Source organism: Pseudomonas sp. NFPP28 (assembly GCF_900115535.1).
Taxonomy (GTDB): domain Bacteria; phylum Pseudomonadota; class Gammaproteobacteria; order Pseudomonadales; family Pseudomonadaceae; genus Aquipseudomonas; species Aquipseudomonas extremorientalis.
This window is the reverse complement of sequence record NZ_FOWT01000008.1, coordinates 134,678-150,912: the sequence shown is the minus strand read 5'-3', so window position 1 is coordinate 150,912 and position 16,235 is coordinate 134,678. Positions and strand designations below refer to the sequence as shown.

Sequence of the window (16,235 nt, the reverse complement as noted above, 5' to 3'; positions counted from 1 at the left end):
CACAACAAAAACAAATGTGGGAGGGGGCTTGCCCCCGATAGCGATGGACCAGTCACCTTGATGTTGACTGACACTCTGCTATCGGGGGGCAAGTCGAATCGTCGCACCGCCCCTCCCATATTTTTAGGCTGCGATGGACAGTTTCAGCTTGTTCATCGCGCTTTTCTCAAGCTGACGAATCCGCTCGGCCGACACGTTGTACTTCTGCGCCAGGTCGTGCAGCGTGGCTTTTTCTTCTGCCAGCCAGCGCTGGTAGAGGATGTCACGGCTGCGGTCGTCCAGCACTTCCAGCGCTTCGTGCAGGTTGTGGTTGGAGTTGTCGCTCCAATCCGCATCCTCCAGCTGACGCGCCGGGTCGTAACGGTGGTCTTCCAGGTAGTTGGCCGGCGATTGGAAGGCGCTGTCGTCATCCGCTTCAGCAGCGGGGTCGAAGGCCATGTCGTGGCCGGTCAGGCGGCTTTCCATCTCGCGCACTTCACGCGGTTCCACACCAAGGCTTTCGGCCACGCGGTGGACTTCCTCGTTGTTCAGCCACGCCAGGCGTTTTTTCTGGCTGCGCAGGTTGAAGAACAGTTTGCGCTGGGCCTTGGTGGTCGCGACTTTCACGATGCGCCAGTTGCGCAGGATGAACTCGTGGATTTCCGCCTTGATCCAGTGCACGGCAAACGATACCAGGCGCACACCCATCTCGGGGTTGAAGCGCTTTACAGCCTTCATCAGGCCGACGTTGCCTTCCTGGATCAGGTCAGCCTGAGCCAGGCCGTAGCCGCTATAGCTACGGGCGATATGTACGACAAAACGCAGGTGGGCGAGCACCATCTGCCGAGCCGCCCCCAGATCCTGCTCATAGTAGAGACTCTCGGCCAGTTCACGCTCCTGCTCGGGCGTCAGCAACGGAATGCTGTTGACCGTGTGCACATAGGCTTCCAGGTTCGCACCCGGGACCAAGGCATAAGCAGGTTGCAAAGAAGTGGTCATACGAAAAAACCTCCGACTCACATAACTCGTGCAGTGAAGCACTGCGAAAATTGACCGGGAACCGTAGGACAAGTTCCCTAAACCACCAATACGGTCAATACAAACGAAACCACATTAATCTGACATTAACTACTTCGGTGCCAGCTCACGTAAATGACGAGCGACCGCAATCCAAGCACCGATATACCCCAACAATACCGCGCCAAGCAAGAGACTCAGACCATCGGCTACCGGCACGCCAGCCAGGGCGAAATCACTGCCGTAGAGTCCGGCAAGCCCGACAACCGCGTCGTTCAGCCAGTCCAGGCCAAAAGCCAGCACGCCCCAGGACAAAATCCCGGCACCAAAGCCATAAAGCGCGCCCATGTACAGAAAAGGCCGACGCACATAGCTGTCCGTGCCGCCGACCAGTTTAATCACTTCTATCTCGGTGCGACGGTTTTCAATATGAAGACGAATGGTATTACCTATCACCAAAAGTAATGCAGACACCAACAGCACTGTCAGACCGAACACAAAGCGGTCGCCCAGCTTGAGGATCGCGGCCAGGCGCTCTACCCAGACTAGATCAAGTTGCGCCTGTTGCACCTTGGGCATCTCTGCGAGTTTTTGTCGCAGGGCTTCCAGCGCCGGCTTGTCCACCTCGTTCGGCGTCACCAGGACCACGCCCGGCAGTGGGTTCTGTGGCAGCTCCTTGAGCGCCTCGCCCAGGCCGGATTGTTGCTGGAACTCTTCCAGCGCCTGATCGCGACTGATGTACTCGGCATCCGCCACGCCGGGGATGTTCTTGATGTCGTCGCGTAACGCTTCGCCATCTTTGGCACTGGCGTCGATATTCAGGTACAGCGAAATCTGCGCTGCGCGCTGCCAGGAACCGCCCAGGCGCTCCACATTATTAAGCAGGAGCGACAGACCCATCGGCAGGCTAAGGGCCACTGCCATCACCAGGCAGGTGAAAAAGCTGCCGATCGGCTGCTTGCCCAGGCGGCGCAGGCTGTCGACCAGGCTGGCGCGATGGCTTTCGATCCAGGCGCGCAGCAAGGTGCTGAAGTCCGGACCATCGTCATCGTGGTCGTGTTTTTTCTTCGGCGGTTGCGGGTCGGCCGGTTTCGGCGCCACGCGTTCGGAGACTTTAGGGCTGCGTGTTGCACTCATACGCCGGCCTCCCCGTCACCGATCAGGCGGCCACGTTGCAGAGTGAGCATGCGATGGCGCATGCGCGCGATCAGTGCCAGGTCGTGACTGGCGATCAGCACGCTGGTGCCCAGGCGGTTGATGTCTTCGAATACGCCCATGATCTCGGCCGCCAGGCGCGGGTCGAGGTTACCGGTGGGTTCGTCCGCCAGCAGCAGGGCCGGGCGGTGGACGATAGCGCGGGCGATACCGACGCGCTGTTGCTGGCCGGTGGACAGGTCGCCAGGGTAGAGATCGGTCTTGTCCGACAGCGCCACGCGCTCCAGGGCCGAGTCCACGCGCTTGACGATCTCGGCCTTGGACAGCCCGAGGATCTGCAACGGCAGCGCCACGTTGTTGAACACGGTGCGATCGAACAGCAACTGGTGATTCTGGAACACCACGCCGATCTGGCGGCGCAGGAACGGAATCTGCGCGTTACTGATGGTGGCCAGGTCCTGGCCCGCCAACAGCAACTTACCGGTGGTCGGACGCTCCATGGCCAGCAGCAGGCGCAACAACGTACTTTTGCCTGCGCCGGAGTGACCGGTTACAAATAGAAACTCGCCGCGACGCACTCGAAAGCTCAGCTCATGCAAGCCGACATGCCCGTTCGCATAGCGTTTACCGACCTGTTCGAATCGAATCATGAACGCTCCCGCTCGGCAAACAGTGCCTGTACAAAGGGTTCGGCTTCAAAGGTGCGCAGGTCGTCGATGCCTTCACCAACGCCGATATAACGAATCGGCAACCCGAACTGCTTGGCCAGGGCGAAGATCACGCCGCCCTTGGCCGTGCCGTCGAGCTTAGTCAATGCCAGGCCGGTCAGTTGTACCGTCTGGTTGAATTGCTTGGCCTGGCTGATGGCGTTCTGGCCGGTGCCAGCGTCCAGTACCAGCAGAACCTCGTGCGGCGCGTCTGCGTCGAGCTTGCCGATCACACGGCGAACCTTTTTCAGCTCTTCCATCAAATTGTCTTTGGTGTGCAGGCGACCGGCGGTATCGGCGATCAGCACGTCGATGTTACGGGCCTTGGCGGCTTGCACGGCATCGAAGATCACCGAGGCGGAATCGGCACCGGTGTGCTGGGCGATGACCGGGATCTTGTTGCGCTCGCCCCACACCTGCAGTTGTTCAACCGCGGCGGCACGGAAGGTATCGCCGGCTGCCAGCATGACTTTCTTGCCTTCGGACTGCAGCTTCTTGGCCAGCTTGCCGATAGTGGTGGTCTTGCCGGCGCCGTTGACGCCCACCACCAGGATCACGAAAGGTTTTTTCGGGGTGATCACCAGCGGCGCTTCCACCGGCTTGAGCATCGCGGCCAGCTCGGCCTGCAGGGATTTGTACAACGCGTCGGCGTCGGTCAGCTGTTTGCGCGCGACCTTCTGGGTGAGGCTCTGGATGATCACGGCAGTGGCTTCGACGCCCACGTCGGCGGTGAGCAGGCGGGTTTCGATGTCTTCCAGCAGTTCGTCATCGATGACCTTCTTGCCCAGGAACAGGCTGGCCATGCCTTCGCCAATGCTGGCGCTGGTCTTGCTCAGGCCTTGCTTGAGACGGGCGAAGAAGCCGGTCTTGCTGGTTTCGACAGGTGCGACGACGGGCTCCGGCTCGACAACAGCAGGCACTGTCACCTCGGCCACAGCCGGAATCGGCGGGGCGATGTGCTCAGCCTGCACATCTTCGACCAGCGCCACGGGCTCTTCAGCCACCGGCAGTTCCGGCCACGGTTTGTGCTCGGGTTCCGGCTCGGGTTCCGGGACAGCCTCGACGACCGGCTGCAACACCGGCTCGGCCATCGGCAATACCACCGGCGCCGGGGTTTCGGCAACCGGTTCGGCTTCTACTGTTGGCTCAGGGATAGGTTCAGGTTGAACCGGCAGAGGTTCGTCGACGGTTTCCTGCGGTTTTTTACGCAGCCATCCGAACAGGCCTTTCTTCTCGCCAGCCGCGGCTGGGGTCTTCTTGTCGTCGTTGGAACCAAACATGGAGACGGCTATCTCAAGGTAGCGACGCGCCAAGGGGCGCGCCGGTAAATAAAATTCGATGCGTAACAGACTGTTTTTTAGCCAGCTCGTTCATGCGCAACATTTTGAAGGCCAAAATAGGGCCTCAACAAGACGGCCGCAGTGGCCGTCCCTCAGTCGGATCAGTATCCTAGCACCTCCTCGCCCGCCGACGCTAAGACCAAGCGGGCAGCCCAACAGGTTTAAAAACGAATGAATGCTCTAGCCCGCCGCGCCGCAGGCCTGCTGTTCAGCACAGTTTGTCTGCCTCTTTCAGCCTTGGCTGCCGACCCACAACCCACCCATGAATTCACCCTGGACAACGGCCTCAAGGTGGTCGTGCGCGAAGATCATCGCGCCCCGGTGGTGGTTTCCCAGGTCTGGTACAAGGTCGGTTCGAGCTACGAAACCCCGGGCCAGACCGGTTTGTCCCACGCCCTGGAACACATGATGTTCAAGGGCAGCGCCAAGGTCGGCCCCGGCGAAGCCTCGCTGATCCTGCGCGACCTGGGCGCCGAAGAGAACGCCTTCACCAGCGATGACTACACCGCTTACTACCAGGTGCTGGCCCGCGACCGCCTGGGCGTCGCCTTCGAGCTGGAAGCCGACCGCATGGCCAGCCTGCGCCTGCCGGCCGACGAGTTCAGCCGCGAGATCGAGGTGATCAAGGAGGAGCGCCGCCTGCGCACCGACGACAACCCGATGTCCAAGGCCTACGAGCGATTCAAGGCCATGGCATTCCCGGCCAGCGGCTACCACACGCCGACCATCGGCTGGATGGCCGACCTGGACCGCATGAAAGTCGAAGAGCTGCGCCACTGGTACCAATCCTGGTATGTCCCGAACAATGCCACCCTGGTGGTGGTCGGCGACGTCACCCCGGACGAGGTCAAAAACCTGGCCCAGCGCTACTTCGGCCCGATCCCCAAGCGTGACGTACCACCGGCCAAGATCCCGATGGAACTGGCCGAGCCCGGCGAGCGCCTGCTGACGCTGCATGTGAAAACCCAACTACCGAGCGTAATGCTGGGCTTCAACGTGCCAGGCCTGGCCACCGCCGAAGACAAACGTTCGGTACAGGCCCTGCGCCTGATCTCGGCCTTGCTGGACGGCGGCTACAGCGCCCGCATCTCCGAACAGTTGGAGCGTGGCGAAGAGCTGGTTTCCGCTGCGTCCACCAACTACGACGCCTACACCCGTGGCGATACCCTGTTCATGCTGAGCGCCACGCCGAATCAACAGAAGAAGAAAACCGTCGCCCAGGCAGAAGCCGGCCTGTGGCGCCTGCTGGAAGAGTTGAAGGCCAAGCCGCCGACCGCCGAAGAACTGGAACGCATCCGCGCCCAGGTCATTGCCGGCCTGGTCTACCAGCGTGACTCCATCACCAGCCAGGCCACGGCCATCGGCTCCCTGGAGACCGTCGGCCTGTCCTGGAAACTGATGGACACGGAGCTCGCCGACCTGCAAAGCGTGACCCCGGAAGATATCCAGAAAGCCGCGCGCACCTACTTCACCCGCGAACGTCTGAGCGTCGCCCATGTTTTGCCTGAGGAGACCGCTCATGAGTGATCGCAAAAGCAGCCGCCTGATCTTCCCTGGCCTGATCGTCGTCACCCTGATTGCGGCGAGCGCCGTGTATTTCCTGCGTCCGAGCGAGTCCGTCGCCAGCCAGGCACTGGAAAAAGCCCAATCGAGCAGCAAGCTGCAATCCCTGGCGGAATTGGACGACAAGGCGCCGACCAACCGCAAGCTCGACGTACAGACCTGGACCACCGCCGAAGGCACCAAGGTGCTGTTCGTCGAAGCCCATGAACTGCCGATGTTTGACATGCGCATCCTGTTCGCCGCCGGCAGCAGCCAGGACGGCAACGTACCCGGCCTGGCGCTGATGACCAACGCCATGCTCAACGAAGGCGTACCGGGCAAGGATGTGAGCCAGATCGCCCGTGATTTCGAAGGTCTGGGCGCGGACTTTGGCAATGGTGCATACCGCGACATGGCGCTGGTGTCCCTGCGCAGCCTCAGCGACAGTAGCAAACGCGACGCCGCCCTGAGCCTGTTTGACCAGGTGATCGGCAAACCGACCTTCCCGGCCGACTCCCTGGCCCGGATCAAGAACCAGATCCTCGCCGGCTTCGAGTACCAGAAGCAGAACCCCGGCAAGCTGGCCAGCCTTGAACTGTTCAAGCGCCTGTACGGCGACCACCCTTACGCGCACCCGAGCGAAGGCACGCCCGAGAGCGTGCCAAAGATCACCATCGCGCAGTTGCAGGCGTTCCACGCCAAGGCTTACGCAGCAGGCAACGCGGTGATTGCGGTAGTGGGCGATCTGACCCGCGCCGAAGCCGAAGCCATGACGGCCAAGGTTTCTGCATCGCTGCCCAAGGGCCCGGCGCTGCCAAAAATTGCTCAGCCGACCGAACCCACACCGGGCCTGACTCGTATCGAGTTCCCGTCCAAACAGACTCACTTGCTGTTCGCGCAACTGGGCATCGACCGTGCCGACCCGGACTACGCAGCCTTGTCCCTGGGTAACCAGATCCTCGGCGGTGGCGGTTTCGGCACTCGCTTGATGAGCGAAGTGCGTGAAAAACGTGGTTTGACCTACGGCGTGTACTCCGGTTTCTCGCCGATGCAGGTGCGTGGCCCGTTCATGATCAATCTGCAGACCCGCGCCGAAATGAGCGGCGGCACCCTGCGCCTGGTCGAGGACGTGGTGGCCGACTACCTCAAGACCGGCCCGACGCAAAAAGAACTGGATGACGCCAAGCGCGAGCTGGCCGGCAGTTTCCCGCTGTCGACCGCCAGCAACGCCGATATCGCGGGGCAGTTGGGCGCGATGGGTTTCTACAACCTGCCGCTGACCTATCTGGCAGATTTCATGAAACAATCCCAGGCCCTGACCGTAGAGCAGGTCAAGGCTGCAATGAATAAACACTTGAGCGCCGACAAGATGGTCATCGTGACCGCCGGCCCGACGATTGCGCAAAAGCCACTACCGCCCCCCACTGATAAACCCGCCGAGCAGCCGCTCGGGGTTCCGGAGCATTAATGGCCAGTTCATCTCGCCCGAAAAAACCTGTCCACAACGTGCATAACGGTGTGGGCCAGCTGCGCATCATTGGCGGCGAATGGCGCAGCCGCAAGCTGAGCTTCCCCGACGTCGTAGGCCTGCGCCCGACGCCTGACCGCGTGCGTGAAACCCTGTTCAACTGGCTGGCTCCATACATTGCAGGCGCCAAGGTATTGGACCCGTTCGCTGGCAGTGGCGCGCTGTTCCTGGAGGCGCTGTCCCGTGGCGCCGCCCTGGGTCAGGCGCTGGACGCCAGCAATGTGGCGGTGTCCAGCCTCAAGGAACACCTGGGCACCCTGCGCTGCACCACCGGCCAGGTGCAAACCGCCGACGCCCTGCGCTACCTGGAAACCCAGCCGGCCAGCGAGTTCGACGTGGTGTTCCTCGACCCGCCGTTCAACCAGAACTTGCTGCCAACCGTGTGCGCATTGCTGGAAGATCGCCAATGGCTGGCAGCGGATTCGTGGATCTACACTGAAAGCGAGACCGCCCCTTCTACCCTGGGCTTGCCGGCCACCTGGCGCCTGCACCGGGAACAGAAGTCCGGACGGGTGTATTACGCGTTGTGGCAACGCAGCGCCGCCTGACCTCTGTTTGTGGCGAGCGGGCTTTCTGTAGTGAGCGGGCTTGTTGTGGCGAGCGGGCTTGCCCCGCGTTGGGCTGCGCAGCAGCCCCACCAAGAACACCGCGATTGCTCAGTTAGAACATCATTACTGGTTTTGGGGCCGCTTCGCAGCCCAACGCGGGGCAAGCCCGCTCGCCACAGTTAAATGCATCCGCAGCAGAGCGTGTCATGACCCCTTCTTCCGACCTGTTCACCCCCGCCTTCGGCCTCGGCAACCCCCACCTGCAAACACTGTGGGGGCCGCTGTGGCGCCCTACCACCCACATCGAACGCCAACGCGAACGCCTGTGGCTGGAAGACGGCGACTTCCTCGACCTCGATTGGCATGGCCCCCATGACGCGCAAGCACCGTTGGTGCTGGTGCTGCATGGGTTGACCGGTTCCTCCAATTCGCCCTACGTGGCCGGTCTGCAAAAAGCCCTGGCTGCGCAAGGCTGGGCCAGCGCGGCGCTGAATTGGCGTGGCTGCTCGGGCGAACCAAACCTGTTGGCGCGCAGCTATCACTCCGGCGCCAGCGAAGACCTGGCCGCGGCGATTGCCCATCTGCGCGCCAAGCGACCGCTGGCGCCGCTGTATGCGGTGGGTTATTCACTGGGCGGCAATGTGCTGCTCAAGCATTTGGGCGAAACCGGCGAAGCATCAGGGCTGCAAGGCGCGGCGGCGGTATCGGTGCCGTTTCGCCTGGACCAGTGCGCGGATCGCATCGGCCTGGGATTCTCGCGGGTTTATCAGAAGCATTTCATGCGGGAAATGCTGGCCTATATCCGCGTCAAGCAACGGCGCTTTCTAGAGGATGGTCGTGCGGAGGGGTTGAAGACGCTTGAGGCCCTGGGTTCATTGGACAAGATGCGCACGTTCTGGGACTTCGACGGCCGGGTCACCGCGCCGCTGCACGGTTTCCTGAACGCCGAGGACTATTACCGCCGCGCCTCCAGTCGCTATTATCTGGGCGATATCCGCACGCCGACCCTGATCATCCAGGCCGCCGATGACCCGTTTGTGTTTGCCCACAGCCTGCCCGAGGGCAGTGAGCTGTCGGACTGCACCGAATTCGAATTGCTGGCCAAGGGCGGGCATGTCGGTTTTGTCGATGGAACACTGAAGCGCCCCGGTTATTACCTGGAGCGCCGTATTCCGGCCTGGTTGCTCAGTCGCCGGTAGCGATGGCCCGTGCCGGATCGGTGATCCACTCGCTCCACGACCCTGCATACAACTTGCCCAACGGGTAACCGGCCAGGCTCAGGGCAAACAGATTGTGGCACGCCGTCACCCCTGAGCCGCAGTACGCCACCAGTTCATCCGGCGAGCGACCTTGCAGTTGGGCGGCGAAGCGTTGCTTGAGTTGGTCTGCCGGCAGGAAGCGGCCGTCAGCCCCCAGGTTTTCGTTGAACGCCGCGCACTGCGCCCCAGGGATGTGCCCGGCCACCGGGTCGATCGGCTCGACTTCACCGCGAAAGCGCGGCTGTGCACGGGCGTCGAGCAAGGTCAGGCCGGGTTGGCCCAGGCGTTTTTGCAGGTGTTCGGCATCCAGCACCAGGCGATTATCTGGCGCACCAACGAAGGCGCCCGGCTCAACCACCGGCGCGTCCAGGCTCAGCGGGAAACCCGCCGCATGCCAGGCCTTGAGGCCACCATCCAGAATAAACACGCCATCGCGCTTGCCCAGCCACGCCAACAACCACCAGGCCCGTGCGGCATAGGCACCGGGGCCGTCGTCATACAGCACGATATCGGTGTCGGCGTTGATCCCCCAGGCACGCAATTGCTCGGCGAAGGTATCTGCGGCCGGCAACGGATGGCGACCGGTCACGCCCTTGATCACCGGCCCACTGAGGTGGCGTTCCAGGTCAGCGTACTGCGCGCCCTCGATATGCCCTTCGGCATAGCTGCAGAGCCCGTAGTCAGGGTCTTCCAGGGCAAAACGGCAATCGAGGATCACCAACCCGCCGGCCTTCTGGCGCTCGGCCAATTGCTGGGGGCTGATCAGTTGGGCAAGCGGCATGACGGACTCCTATGAACAGATTCGGGAAAGGTCCTACTTCACTTCTTCCAATGCCTGATTCAACGGCACGTAAAATTCTTTGAACAACGCATCCACGGCCTCCTTCGCCTGGGGCGTGACAAACCCCGCCTCCAGCACCAGCACCTGATACACCCCGCGCTTGATCGCCTCGGCGCTCAGGTGGGCGGAGTTTTCATTGGTGGTGCACAGAAAGCGCACCCAGGAGGTGAGGATGATCCAGGCATTGAGGGTCAGGGCTTCGGTTTGCACCGGGTCCATATTGAGGATGCCAGCGTCGACAAACCCTTGGTAAATGGCGCCGCCCTGGGTCAGGCAGCGCTGGGAAAAGCGCCGGTAGCCGGTGGCCAGTTCCGGGTCGCTTTCCAGCAGGTGTTCGAGGTCGCGGTGCAGGAAACGGTAGCGCCACATACCGGCCAGCACGGCCTGCAGGTAGAAGCGCTTGTCTTCGACGGTGACGGCGCGGCCTTGGGGTGGGCGCAGGAAACTGTCCACCAGGGCTTCGTATTCACGAAACAGCACGGCGATGATCGCCTGCTTGTTGGGGAAGTGGTAGTACAGGTTGCCCGGCGAAATTTCCATGTGGGCGGCAATGTGGTTGGTGCTCACACTGCGCTCGCCCTGCTGGTTAAAAAGCTCCAGGCTGGTTTGCACAATGCGCTCGCTGGTCTTTACTCGTGGTGCCATAGGGGATCAGCTTCTGTACACGTGATAAGGCATCTTACGGCCTATCCTTGCACGGATAAAACCGGATGTTGCTGCAATGTTATTTGACAATTTAGAGTAATGACTCTAAAAATCCAGGCAGACCTATAACAATCGGGAACGCCGCCATGTCTGCCAACGTTGCCTACCTGCAAGATTCCCAGGCACTGGACTCACTCCAGCGCCTGTTCGACACCCAGCGTCGTGCCTACGCCGCCAACCCGATGCCATCGGCCGCGCAGCGCCAGCAATGGCTCAAGGCCCTGCGCGACCTGCTCAGCGACGAGCGCCAGGCACTGATCAACGCGATCAGCCAGGACTTCAGCCACCGCAGTGCCGACGAAACCCTGTTTGCCGAACTGATGCCCAGCCTGCATGGCATTCACTATGCCAGCAAACACCTCAAGGGTTGGATGAAACCATCCCGGCGCGCTGTAGGCATTGCCTTCCAACCGGCCTCGGCCAAAGTCATCTATCAACCGTTGGGCGTAGTTGGCGTGATCGTGCCCTGGAATTACCCGCTGTACCTGGCCATTGGTCCGCTGGTCGGCGCGTTGGCGGCGGGCAACCGGGTGATGCTCAAGCTCAGTGAGTCCACCCCCGCCACTGGCGAGTTGCTCAAGGTGCTGCTGGCGAAAATCTTCCCCGAAGACCTGGTGTGCGTAGTACTGGGCGAAGCCGAGGTGGGCATGGCGTTTTCCAAGCTGCCCTTCGACCATCTGCTGTTCACCGGCGCCACCAGCATCGGCAAGCATGTGATGCGTGCGGCGGCCGAACACCTCACACCGGTCACCCTCGAGTTGGGCGGCAAGTCGCCGGCCATCGTGTCTGCGGATGTACCACTCAAGGACGCCGCCGAACGCATCGCCTTCGGCAAGGCGTTGAACGCCGGCCAAACCTGTGTCGCGCCCGACTATGTATTGGTGCCGGAAGACCGCGTCGACGGCTTCGTCGAGGCCTACACCCAGGCCGTTCGCGGATTTTATCCGACCCTGGCCGACAACCCGGACTACACCGCCATCATCAACGAACGACAACTGGCCCGGCTGAATGCCTACGTCAAGGACGCCACCGACAAGGGCGCCACCCTGATCCCGCTGTATGACCAGGGCCAGGCGCGGCGCATGGCCCACAGCCTGTTGCTGAATGTCAGCGATGACATGACCGTGATGCAGGACGAGATCTTCGGCCCGGTGCTGCCGATCGTGCCGTATCGCGGTATCGACCAGGCCTTTGCCTACATCAACCAACGTCCTCGCCCACTGGCCCTGTACTACTTCGGTTACAACAAGCGCGAGCAGGACCGCGTGCTCCACGAAACCCATTCCGGCGGCGTGTGCCTGAACGACACGCTGCTGCATGTGGCCCAGGACGATATGCCCTTTGGCGGCATCGGCCCGTCGGGTATGGGCCACTATCACGGGCATGAAGGCTTCCTGACGTTCAGCAAAGCCAAGGGGGTGCTGGTGAAACAGCGCCTTAACGCGGCGAAGCTGATCTACCCGCCCTACGGCAAAGCCATCCAGACGTTGATCCAGAAGCTGTTCGTTCGCTGAAACCGCCACCCACGGGATAACAATAACAATGAACCCTAGCCTGACTGATTCACCCGCGCTGTCGCGGCGCGGCGTCTTGAAGATTGGCCTGTGCGCCAGCGCCTTCCTGGCTACCGCCGGGTTGGGCGCCAGCCTCAGCGGTTGCTCCAGCAGCACGCCGGCCAGCGGTTTTGCCATGCTGCGCAGCAGTGACTTGCCGTTCCTGCGCGCGGTCATCCCGGTGCTGCTCGAAGGCGTGGCCAGCGCCCAGGAAGTTGCCAGCGGGATTGAAGACACCCTCAAGAAGCTCGACTTCAGCCTGCAACACCTGTCGCCGGAGATGTTCAAGCTTACCCAGCAACTGTTCGACGTATTGGGCATGGGCGTCACCCGTGGACCGTTGACCGGAATCTGGGGCAGTTGGGAAAACGCCAGCGGCGAGCAGATTCGCAACTTCCTGCACCGTTGGGAAAACAGCTACCTGAACCTGCTGCGCATGGGCCAGGGCTCGCTGCTCAAGCTGGTGATCATGGCCTGGTATTTCCAGCCGGCGTCCTGGGCGCATTGCGGTTACCCCGGTCCGCCGAAGATTTGATTCGCCGCCCTCCCATAAAAACAAGAGACGACCCTGATGCCCGTACCCGACCTGTTCCGCGACGGCATGGCCCGTGGCTGGAAAACCCACAATGGCGCCACCCTCGATAACGACCTGACCCTGGAAGCCGATGTGGTGATCATCGGCAGCGGTGCCGGCGGCGGCACCACTGCCGAAGTCCTCAGTGCCGCCGGCTACAAGGTGCTGCTGATCGAAGAAGGCCCGCTCAAGACCAGCAGCGACTTCAAGCTACTGGAGGACGAGGCCTACACCAGCCTGTACCAGGAGGGCATCGGTCGCATGAGCAAGGACGGCGCTATCACCATCCTGCAGGGCCGGGCCGTGGGCGGCACTACGCTGATCAACTGGACATCCAGCTTCCGCACCCCGGACGCCACCCTCGCTCACTGGGCCAGCGAGTACGCCGTAAAGGGCCACAGCAGCGCCGAAATGGCGCCCTGGTTCGAAAAAATGGAACAACGCCTGGGCATCGCGCCCTGGGCCCTGCCACCCAACCCCAACAACGATGTGATCCGCAAAGGCTGCGAAAAGCTCGGTTACAGCTGGCATGTGATCCCGCGCAATGTGCGCGGCTGCTTCAACCTGGGCTATTGCGGGATGGGCTGCCCGGTCAACGCCAAGCAATCGATGCTGGTGACCACCATCCCGTCCACCCTGGAAAAAGGCGGCGAGCTGTTGTACCTGGCCCGCGCCGAGCGCCTCAAATACAGCGGCGACACCATCAGTAGCCTGGAATGTATGGCGATGGACGAGCGTTGCGTGGCGCCTACCGGACGCAAGATCACGGTGAAGGCCAAACATTACGTGCTCTCGGGCGGCGGCATCAACAGCCCCGCGCTGCTGATGCGCTCGGACGCGCCCGACCCGCACTCGCGGCTGGGCAAACGCACATTCCTGCACTTGGTGAACTTCTCCGCCGGGCTGTTCGACGAGGTGATCAACCCGTTCTACGGCGCGCCGCAGTCGATCTATTCCGACCATTTCCAGTGGCAGGACGGCACCACGGGGAAAATGTCGTACAAGCTGGAGGCGCCGCCCTTGCACCCGGCGCTGGCCAGCACCCTGCTCGGCGGTTACGGCACCCAGAACGCCCTGGACATGAGCCAATTGCCCAACACCCACGCGATGCTGGCGCTGCTGCGCGACGGCTTCCACCCCGACAGCCCGGGCGGCAGCGTGGAGCTACGTGGCGATGGCACGCCGGTGCTCGACTACCAGGTGTCGGACTACGCCTGGAATGGCTTGCGTCGTGCCTTCCACAGCATGGCCGAGATCCAGTTCGCGGCGGGCGCCAAGTCGGTCAAGCCGCTGCATCACGATGCCCGCTACGTAAAAACCCTGGGCGAAGCGCGCACGCTGATTGAAGGCCTCAATCTGGAACTGCATCGCACCTGCCTGGGCAGCGCCCATGTGATGGGCGGTTGCGCCATGGGCGAAGACCCGAAAAATGCAGTGGCCGACAGCCTGGGGCGCCATCATCAGTTGCGCAACCTGTCGATCCACGATGGCTCTCTATTCCCCACCAGCATTGGGGCCAACCCACAATTATCGGTGTACGGTTTGACCGCCCAACTGGCGACAGCCTTGGCCGAACGTCTGAAAACAGCGTGAAAAAACACGGTATTCGCCGTGTCTATAGTGCTTTCTTCTGCATAAGTTGACTTTCCCGACCGGGACGGCTGCGATACCATCCGGTTCCCCAACGGACTCCGCCAGGACGACGCGATGAACCGAGTGTTGTACCCAGGTACCTTCGACCCGATTACCAAAGGCCATGGCGATCTGGTCGAACGTGCCTCACGCTTGTTCGACCATGTGATCATCGCGGTCGCGGCCAGCCCCAAGAAAAACCCGCTGTTTCCCCTGGAACAGCGTGTGGAGTTGGCGCGTGAGGTCACCAAACACCTGCCCAATGTGGAAGTCGTGGGCTTTTCCACACTGTTGGCGCATTTCGCCAAAGAGCAGAACGCCAATGTGTTCCTGCGCGGCCTGCGTGCAGTGTCGGACTTCGAGTACGAGTTCCAGTTGGCCAACATGAACCGCCAACTGGCGCCGGACGTGGAAAGCCTGTTCCTCACACCGTCGGAACGCTATTCGTTCATTTCCTCGACGTTGGTCCGTGAAATTGCCGCTTTGGGCGGAGATATCACCAAGTTCGTGCACCCGGCCGTGGCGGATGCACTGACCCTGCGCTTCAAGAAATAAGCCCCCAATCGGCGCCTGCTCGCACTGCGGGCGCCAATGCGGCACAATTGCGCGCATTAGTTTTCAGATGCCTTGGCGGACGGCCCTGGCAGGAGTTTCCATGTCCCTGATCATCACCGACGATTGCATCAACTGCGACGTCTGCGAACCTGAGTGCCCGAACGCCGCGATTTCCCAAGGCGAAGAGATCTACGTGATCGACCCCAACCTGTGCACCCAGTGCGTCGGCCACTACGACGAGCCTCAGTGCCAGCAAGTGTGCCCGGTGGATTGCATCCCGCTGGATGAAGCCCATCCAGAGACGCAAGAGCAACTGATGGAGAAGTACCGCAAGATTACCGGCAAGGCCTGACCCACCTTTAGCGCCTGTCATGACCTCATCGGGGGCAAGCCCCCTCCCACATTTGGATTGCGAACACTTTCACTGTGGGAGGGGGCTTGCCCCCGATGGCAATATCAGCAATCACCCATCAATCAGCTCTGGCACTTAGGGCAAAACACACTCGCCCGCTGTCCCAGCACCACATTGCGCAATTCGCTGCCGCAGACCTTGCACGCCTCGCCGCCCCGGCCATAGACAAACAGTTCCTGCTGGAAATACCCCGGCTGCCCGTCGCCGCCGATAAAGTCGCGCAGCGTGGTGCCGCCACGCTCGATGGCCGCCGCCAGCACGCGCTTGATCTCGATCGCCAGCTTCAAATAACGCGCTCGCGAAATACCACCCGCCTCACGACGCGGATCGATCCCCGCCGCAAACAGCGCTTCCGTCGCGTAGATATTGCCCACACCCACCACCACCGCGTTGTCCATGATGAACGGCTTCACCGCCATCGACCGCCCACGGGACAGCTGGAACAGACGCTCGCCGTCAAACAGGTCGGTCAGCGGCTCCGGCCCCAGTCGGATCAGCAGTTCATGGTTGTGCGGGTCCTGGCTCCAGAGCATCGCGCCAAAACGCCGAGGATCGGTGTAGCGCAGGGCCAGGCCGGATTCGAGCTCGATATCCACATGTTCATGCTTGGCCGCCGGCATGCCGGCCTCTACCAGACGCAGGTTGCCCGACATGCCGAGGTGGCTGATCAAGGTGCCCACTTCGGCATTGATCAACAGGTACTTGGCCCGCCGCTCCACCAGCACGATGCGCTGCCCGGACAGGCGCACATCGAGGTCTTCCGGGATCGGCCAGCGCAGGCGCCGTTCGCGCACCACCACGCGGCTGACCCGCTGGCCTTCCAGGTGCGGCGCAATCCCGCGCCGGGTGGTTTCGACTTCTGGTAACTCGGGCATAGGTGCCTCTTTA

General features: G+C 61.9%; 16 protein-coding genes. 9 read left to right on the top strand and 7 right to left on the bottom strand.

What is annotated here, in order from left to right; genetic code table 11:
- Positions 1–123: 123 nt before the first annotated feature.
- From rpoH to ftsY, 4 genes are all read right to left on the bottom strand, one after another.
- The gene (rpoH, locus tag BM110_RS21070) at positions 124–978 is read right to left on the bottom strand and encodes an RNA polymerase sigma factor RpoH (RefSeq protein ID WP_003176698.1); all 855 of its coding nucleotides are present in this window, start codon (positions 976–978) and stop codon (positions 124–126) included.
- A gap of 129 nt (positions 979–1,107) precedes the next feature.
- Positions 1,108–2,133, bottom strand: coding sequence for a permease-like cell division protein FtsX (gene ftsX / locus BM110_RS21065; RefSeq protein ID WP_016976026.1), 1,026 nt, complete (start codon positions 2,131–2,133; stop codon positions 1,108–1,110).
- Positions 2,130–2,801: a cell division ATP-binding protein FtsE gene (gene ftsE, locus BM110_RS21060; protein ID WP_003234627.1), complete on the bottom strand. Its 672-nt coding sequence runs from the start codon at positions 2,799–2,801 to the stop codon at positions 2,130–2,132. Before ftsE ends, ftsX begins: the two co-directional genes overlap by 4 nt.
- Positions 2,798–4,138: a signal recognition particle-docking protein FtsY gene (gene ftsY / locus BM110_RS21055; RefSeq protein ID WP_093514114.1), complete on the bottom strand. Its 1,341-nt coding sequence runs from the start codon at positions 4,136–4,138 to the stop codon at positions 2,798–2,800. Before ftsY ends, ftsE begins: the two co-directional genes overlap by 4 nt.
- 231 nt (positions 4,139–4,369) lie before the next feature.
- Here ftsY and BM110_RS21050 point away from each other — a divergent pair, with 231 nt between their 5' ends.
- The 4 genes from BM110_RS21050 to BM110_RS21035 all read left to right on the top strand — a co-directional run bounded on the left by BM110_RS21050 (position 4,370) and on the right by BM110_RS21035 (position 9,015).
- Entirely contained in the window at positions 4,370–5,725 is a 1,356-nt protein-coding gene (locus tag BM110_RS21050) for a M16 family metallopeptidase (protein ID WP_071490381.1), read from the top strand.
- Positions 5,718–7,208, top strand: a complete 1,491-nt coding sequence (locus BM110_RS21045) for a M16 family metallopeptidase (protein ID WP_092241953.1) — start codon at positions 5,718–5,720, stop codon at positions 7,206–7,208. The genes BM110_RS21050 and BM110_RS21045 overlap by 8 nt, the downstream gene beginning before the upstream one ends.
- On the top strand, positions 7,208–7,816 hold the full coding sequence (gene rsmD / locus BM110_RS21040) for a 16S rRNA (guanine(966)-N(2))-methyltransferase RsmD (RefSeq protein ID WP_071490383.1): 609 nt from the start codon (positions 7,208–7,210) through the stop codon (positions 7,814–7,816). The genes BM110_RS21045 and rsmD overlap by 1 nt, the downstream gene beginning before the upstream one ends.
- Positions 7,817–8,022: 206 nt before the next feature.
- Positions 8,023–9,015 (top strand): hydrolase, encoded by a 993-nt coding sequence (locus BM110_RS21035; RefSeq protein WP_093514113.1) that lies wholly within the window; start codon positions 8,023–8,025, stop codon positions 9,013–9,015.
- Here BM110_RS21035 and BM110_RS21030 read toward each other — a convergent pair.
- Together BM110_RS21030 and BM110_RS21025 are read right to left on the bottom strand one after the other, a co-directional pair.
- Positions 9,002–9,856 carry a sulfurtransferase gene (locus tag BM110_RS21030; RefSeq protein WP_093514112.1) on the bottom strand — a complete coding sequence of 285 codons (855 nt, stop codon included), beginning with the start codon at positions 9,854–9,856 and terminating at the stop codon, positions 9,002–9,004. The genes BM110_RS21035 and BM110_RS21030 overlap by 14 nt on opposite strands.
- Before the next feature lie 33 nt (positions 9,857–9,889).
- Positions 9,890–10,561: a TetR/AcrR family transcriptional regulator gene (locus BM110_RS21025; protein ID WP_016976019.1), complete on the bottom strand. Its 672-nt coding sequence runs from the start codon at positions 10,559–10,561 to the stop codon at positions 9,890–9,892.
- Positions 10,562–10,707: 146 nt separating this feature from the next.
- On the opposite strand from BM110_RS21025, the gene BM110_RS21020 reads away from it, so the two are divergent.
- The 5 genes from BM110_RS21020 to BM110_RS21000 all read left to right on the top strand — a co-directional run bounded on the left by BM110_RS21020 (position 10,708) and on the right by BM110_RS21000 (position 15,287).
- Positions 10,708–12,135: a coniferyl aldehyde dehydrogenase gene (locus BM110_RS21020; protein WP_093514111.1), complete on the top strand. Its 1,428-nt coding sequence runs from the start codon at positions 10,708–10,710 to the stop codon at positions 12,133–12,135.
- A 28-nt stretch (positions 12,136–12,163) separates the two neighbouring features.
- Positions 12,164–12,709, top strand: a complete 546-nt coding sequence (locus tag BM110_RS21015) for a twin-arginine translocation pathway signal protein (protein ID WP_071490388.1) — start codon at positions 12,164–12,166, stop codon at positions 12,707–12,709.
- 36 nt (positions 12,710–12,745) lie between these two features.
- Positions 12,746–14,341, top strand: a complete 1,596-nt coding sequence (locus BM110_RS21010; RefSeq protein WP_092241939.1) for a GMC family oxidoreductase — start codon at positions 12,746–12,748, stop codon at positions 14,339–14,341.
- A 114-nt stretch (positions 14,342–14,455) separates the two neighbouring features.
- Positions 14,456–14,935 carry a pantetheine-phosphate adenylyltransferase gene (gene coaD, locus BM110_RS21005; RefSeq protein WP_003176711.1) on the top strand — a complete coding sequence of 160 codons (480 nt, stop codon included), beginning with the start codon at positions 14,456–14,458 and terminating at the stop codon, positions 14,933–14,935.
- A 100-nt stretch (positions 14,936–15,035) separates the two neighbouring features.
- On the top strand, positions 15,036–15,287 hold the full coding sequence (locus BM110_RS21000; RefSeq protein ID WP_003176712.1) for a YfhL family 4Fe-4S dicluster ferredoxin: 252 nt from the start codon (positions 15,036–15,038) through the stop codon (positions 15,285–15,287).
- A gap of 122 nt (positions 15,288–15,409) precedes the next feature.
- Here BM110_RS21000 and mutM read toward each other — a convergent pair whose 3' ends face one another.
- Positions 15,410–16,222, bottom strand: a complete 813-nt coding sequence (gene mutM / locus BM110_RS20995; protein ID WP_071490390.1) for a bifunctional DNA-formamidopyrimidine glycosylase/DNA-(apurinic or apyrimidinic site) lyase — start codon at positions 16,220–16,222, stop codon at positions 15,410–15,412.
- Positions 16,223–16,235: the final 13 nt, after the last annotated feature.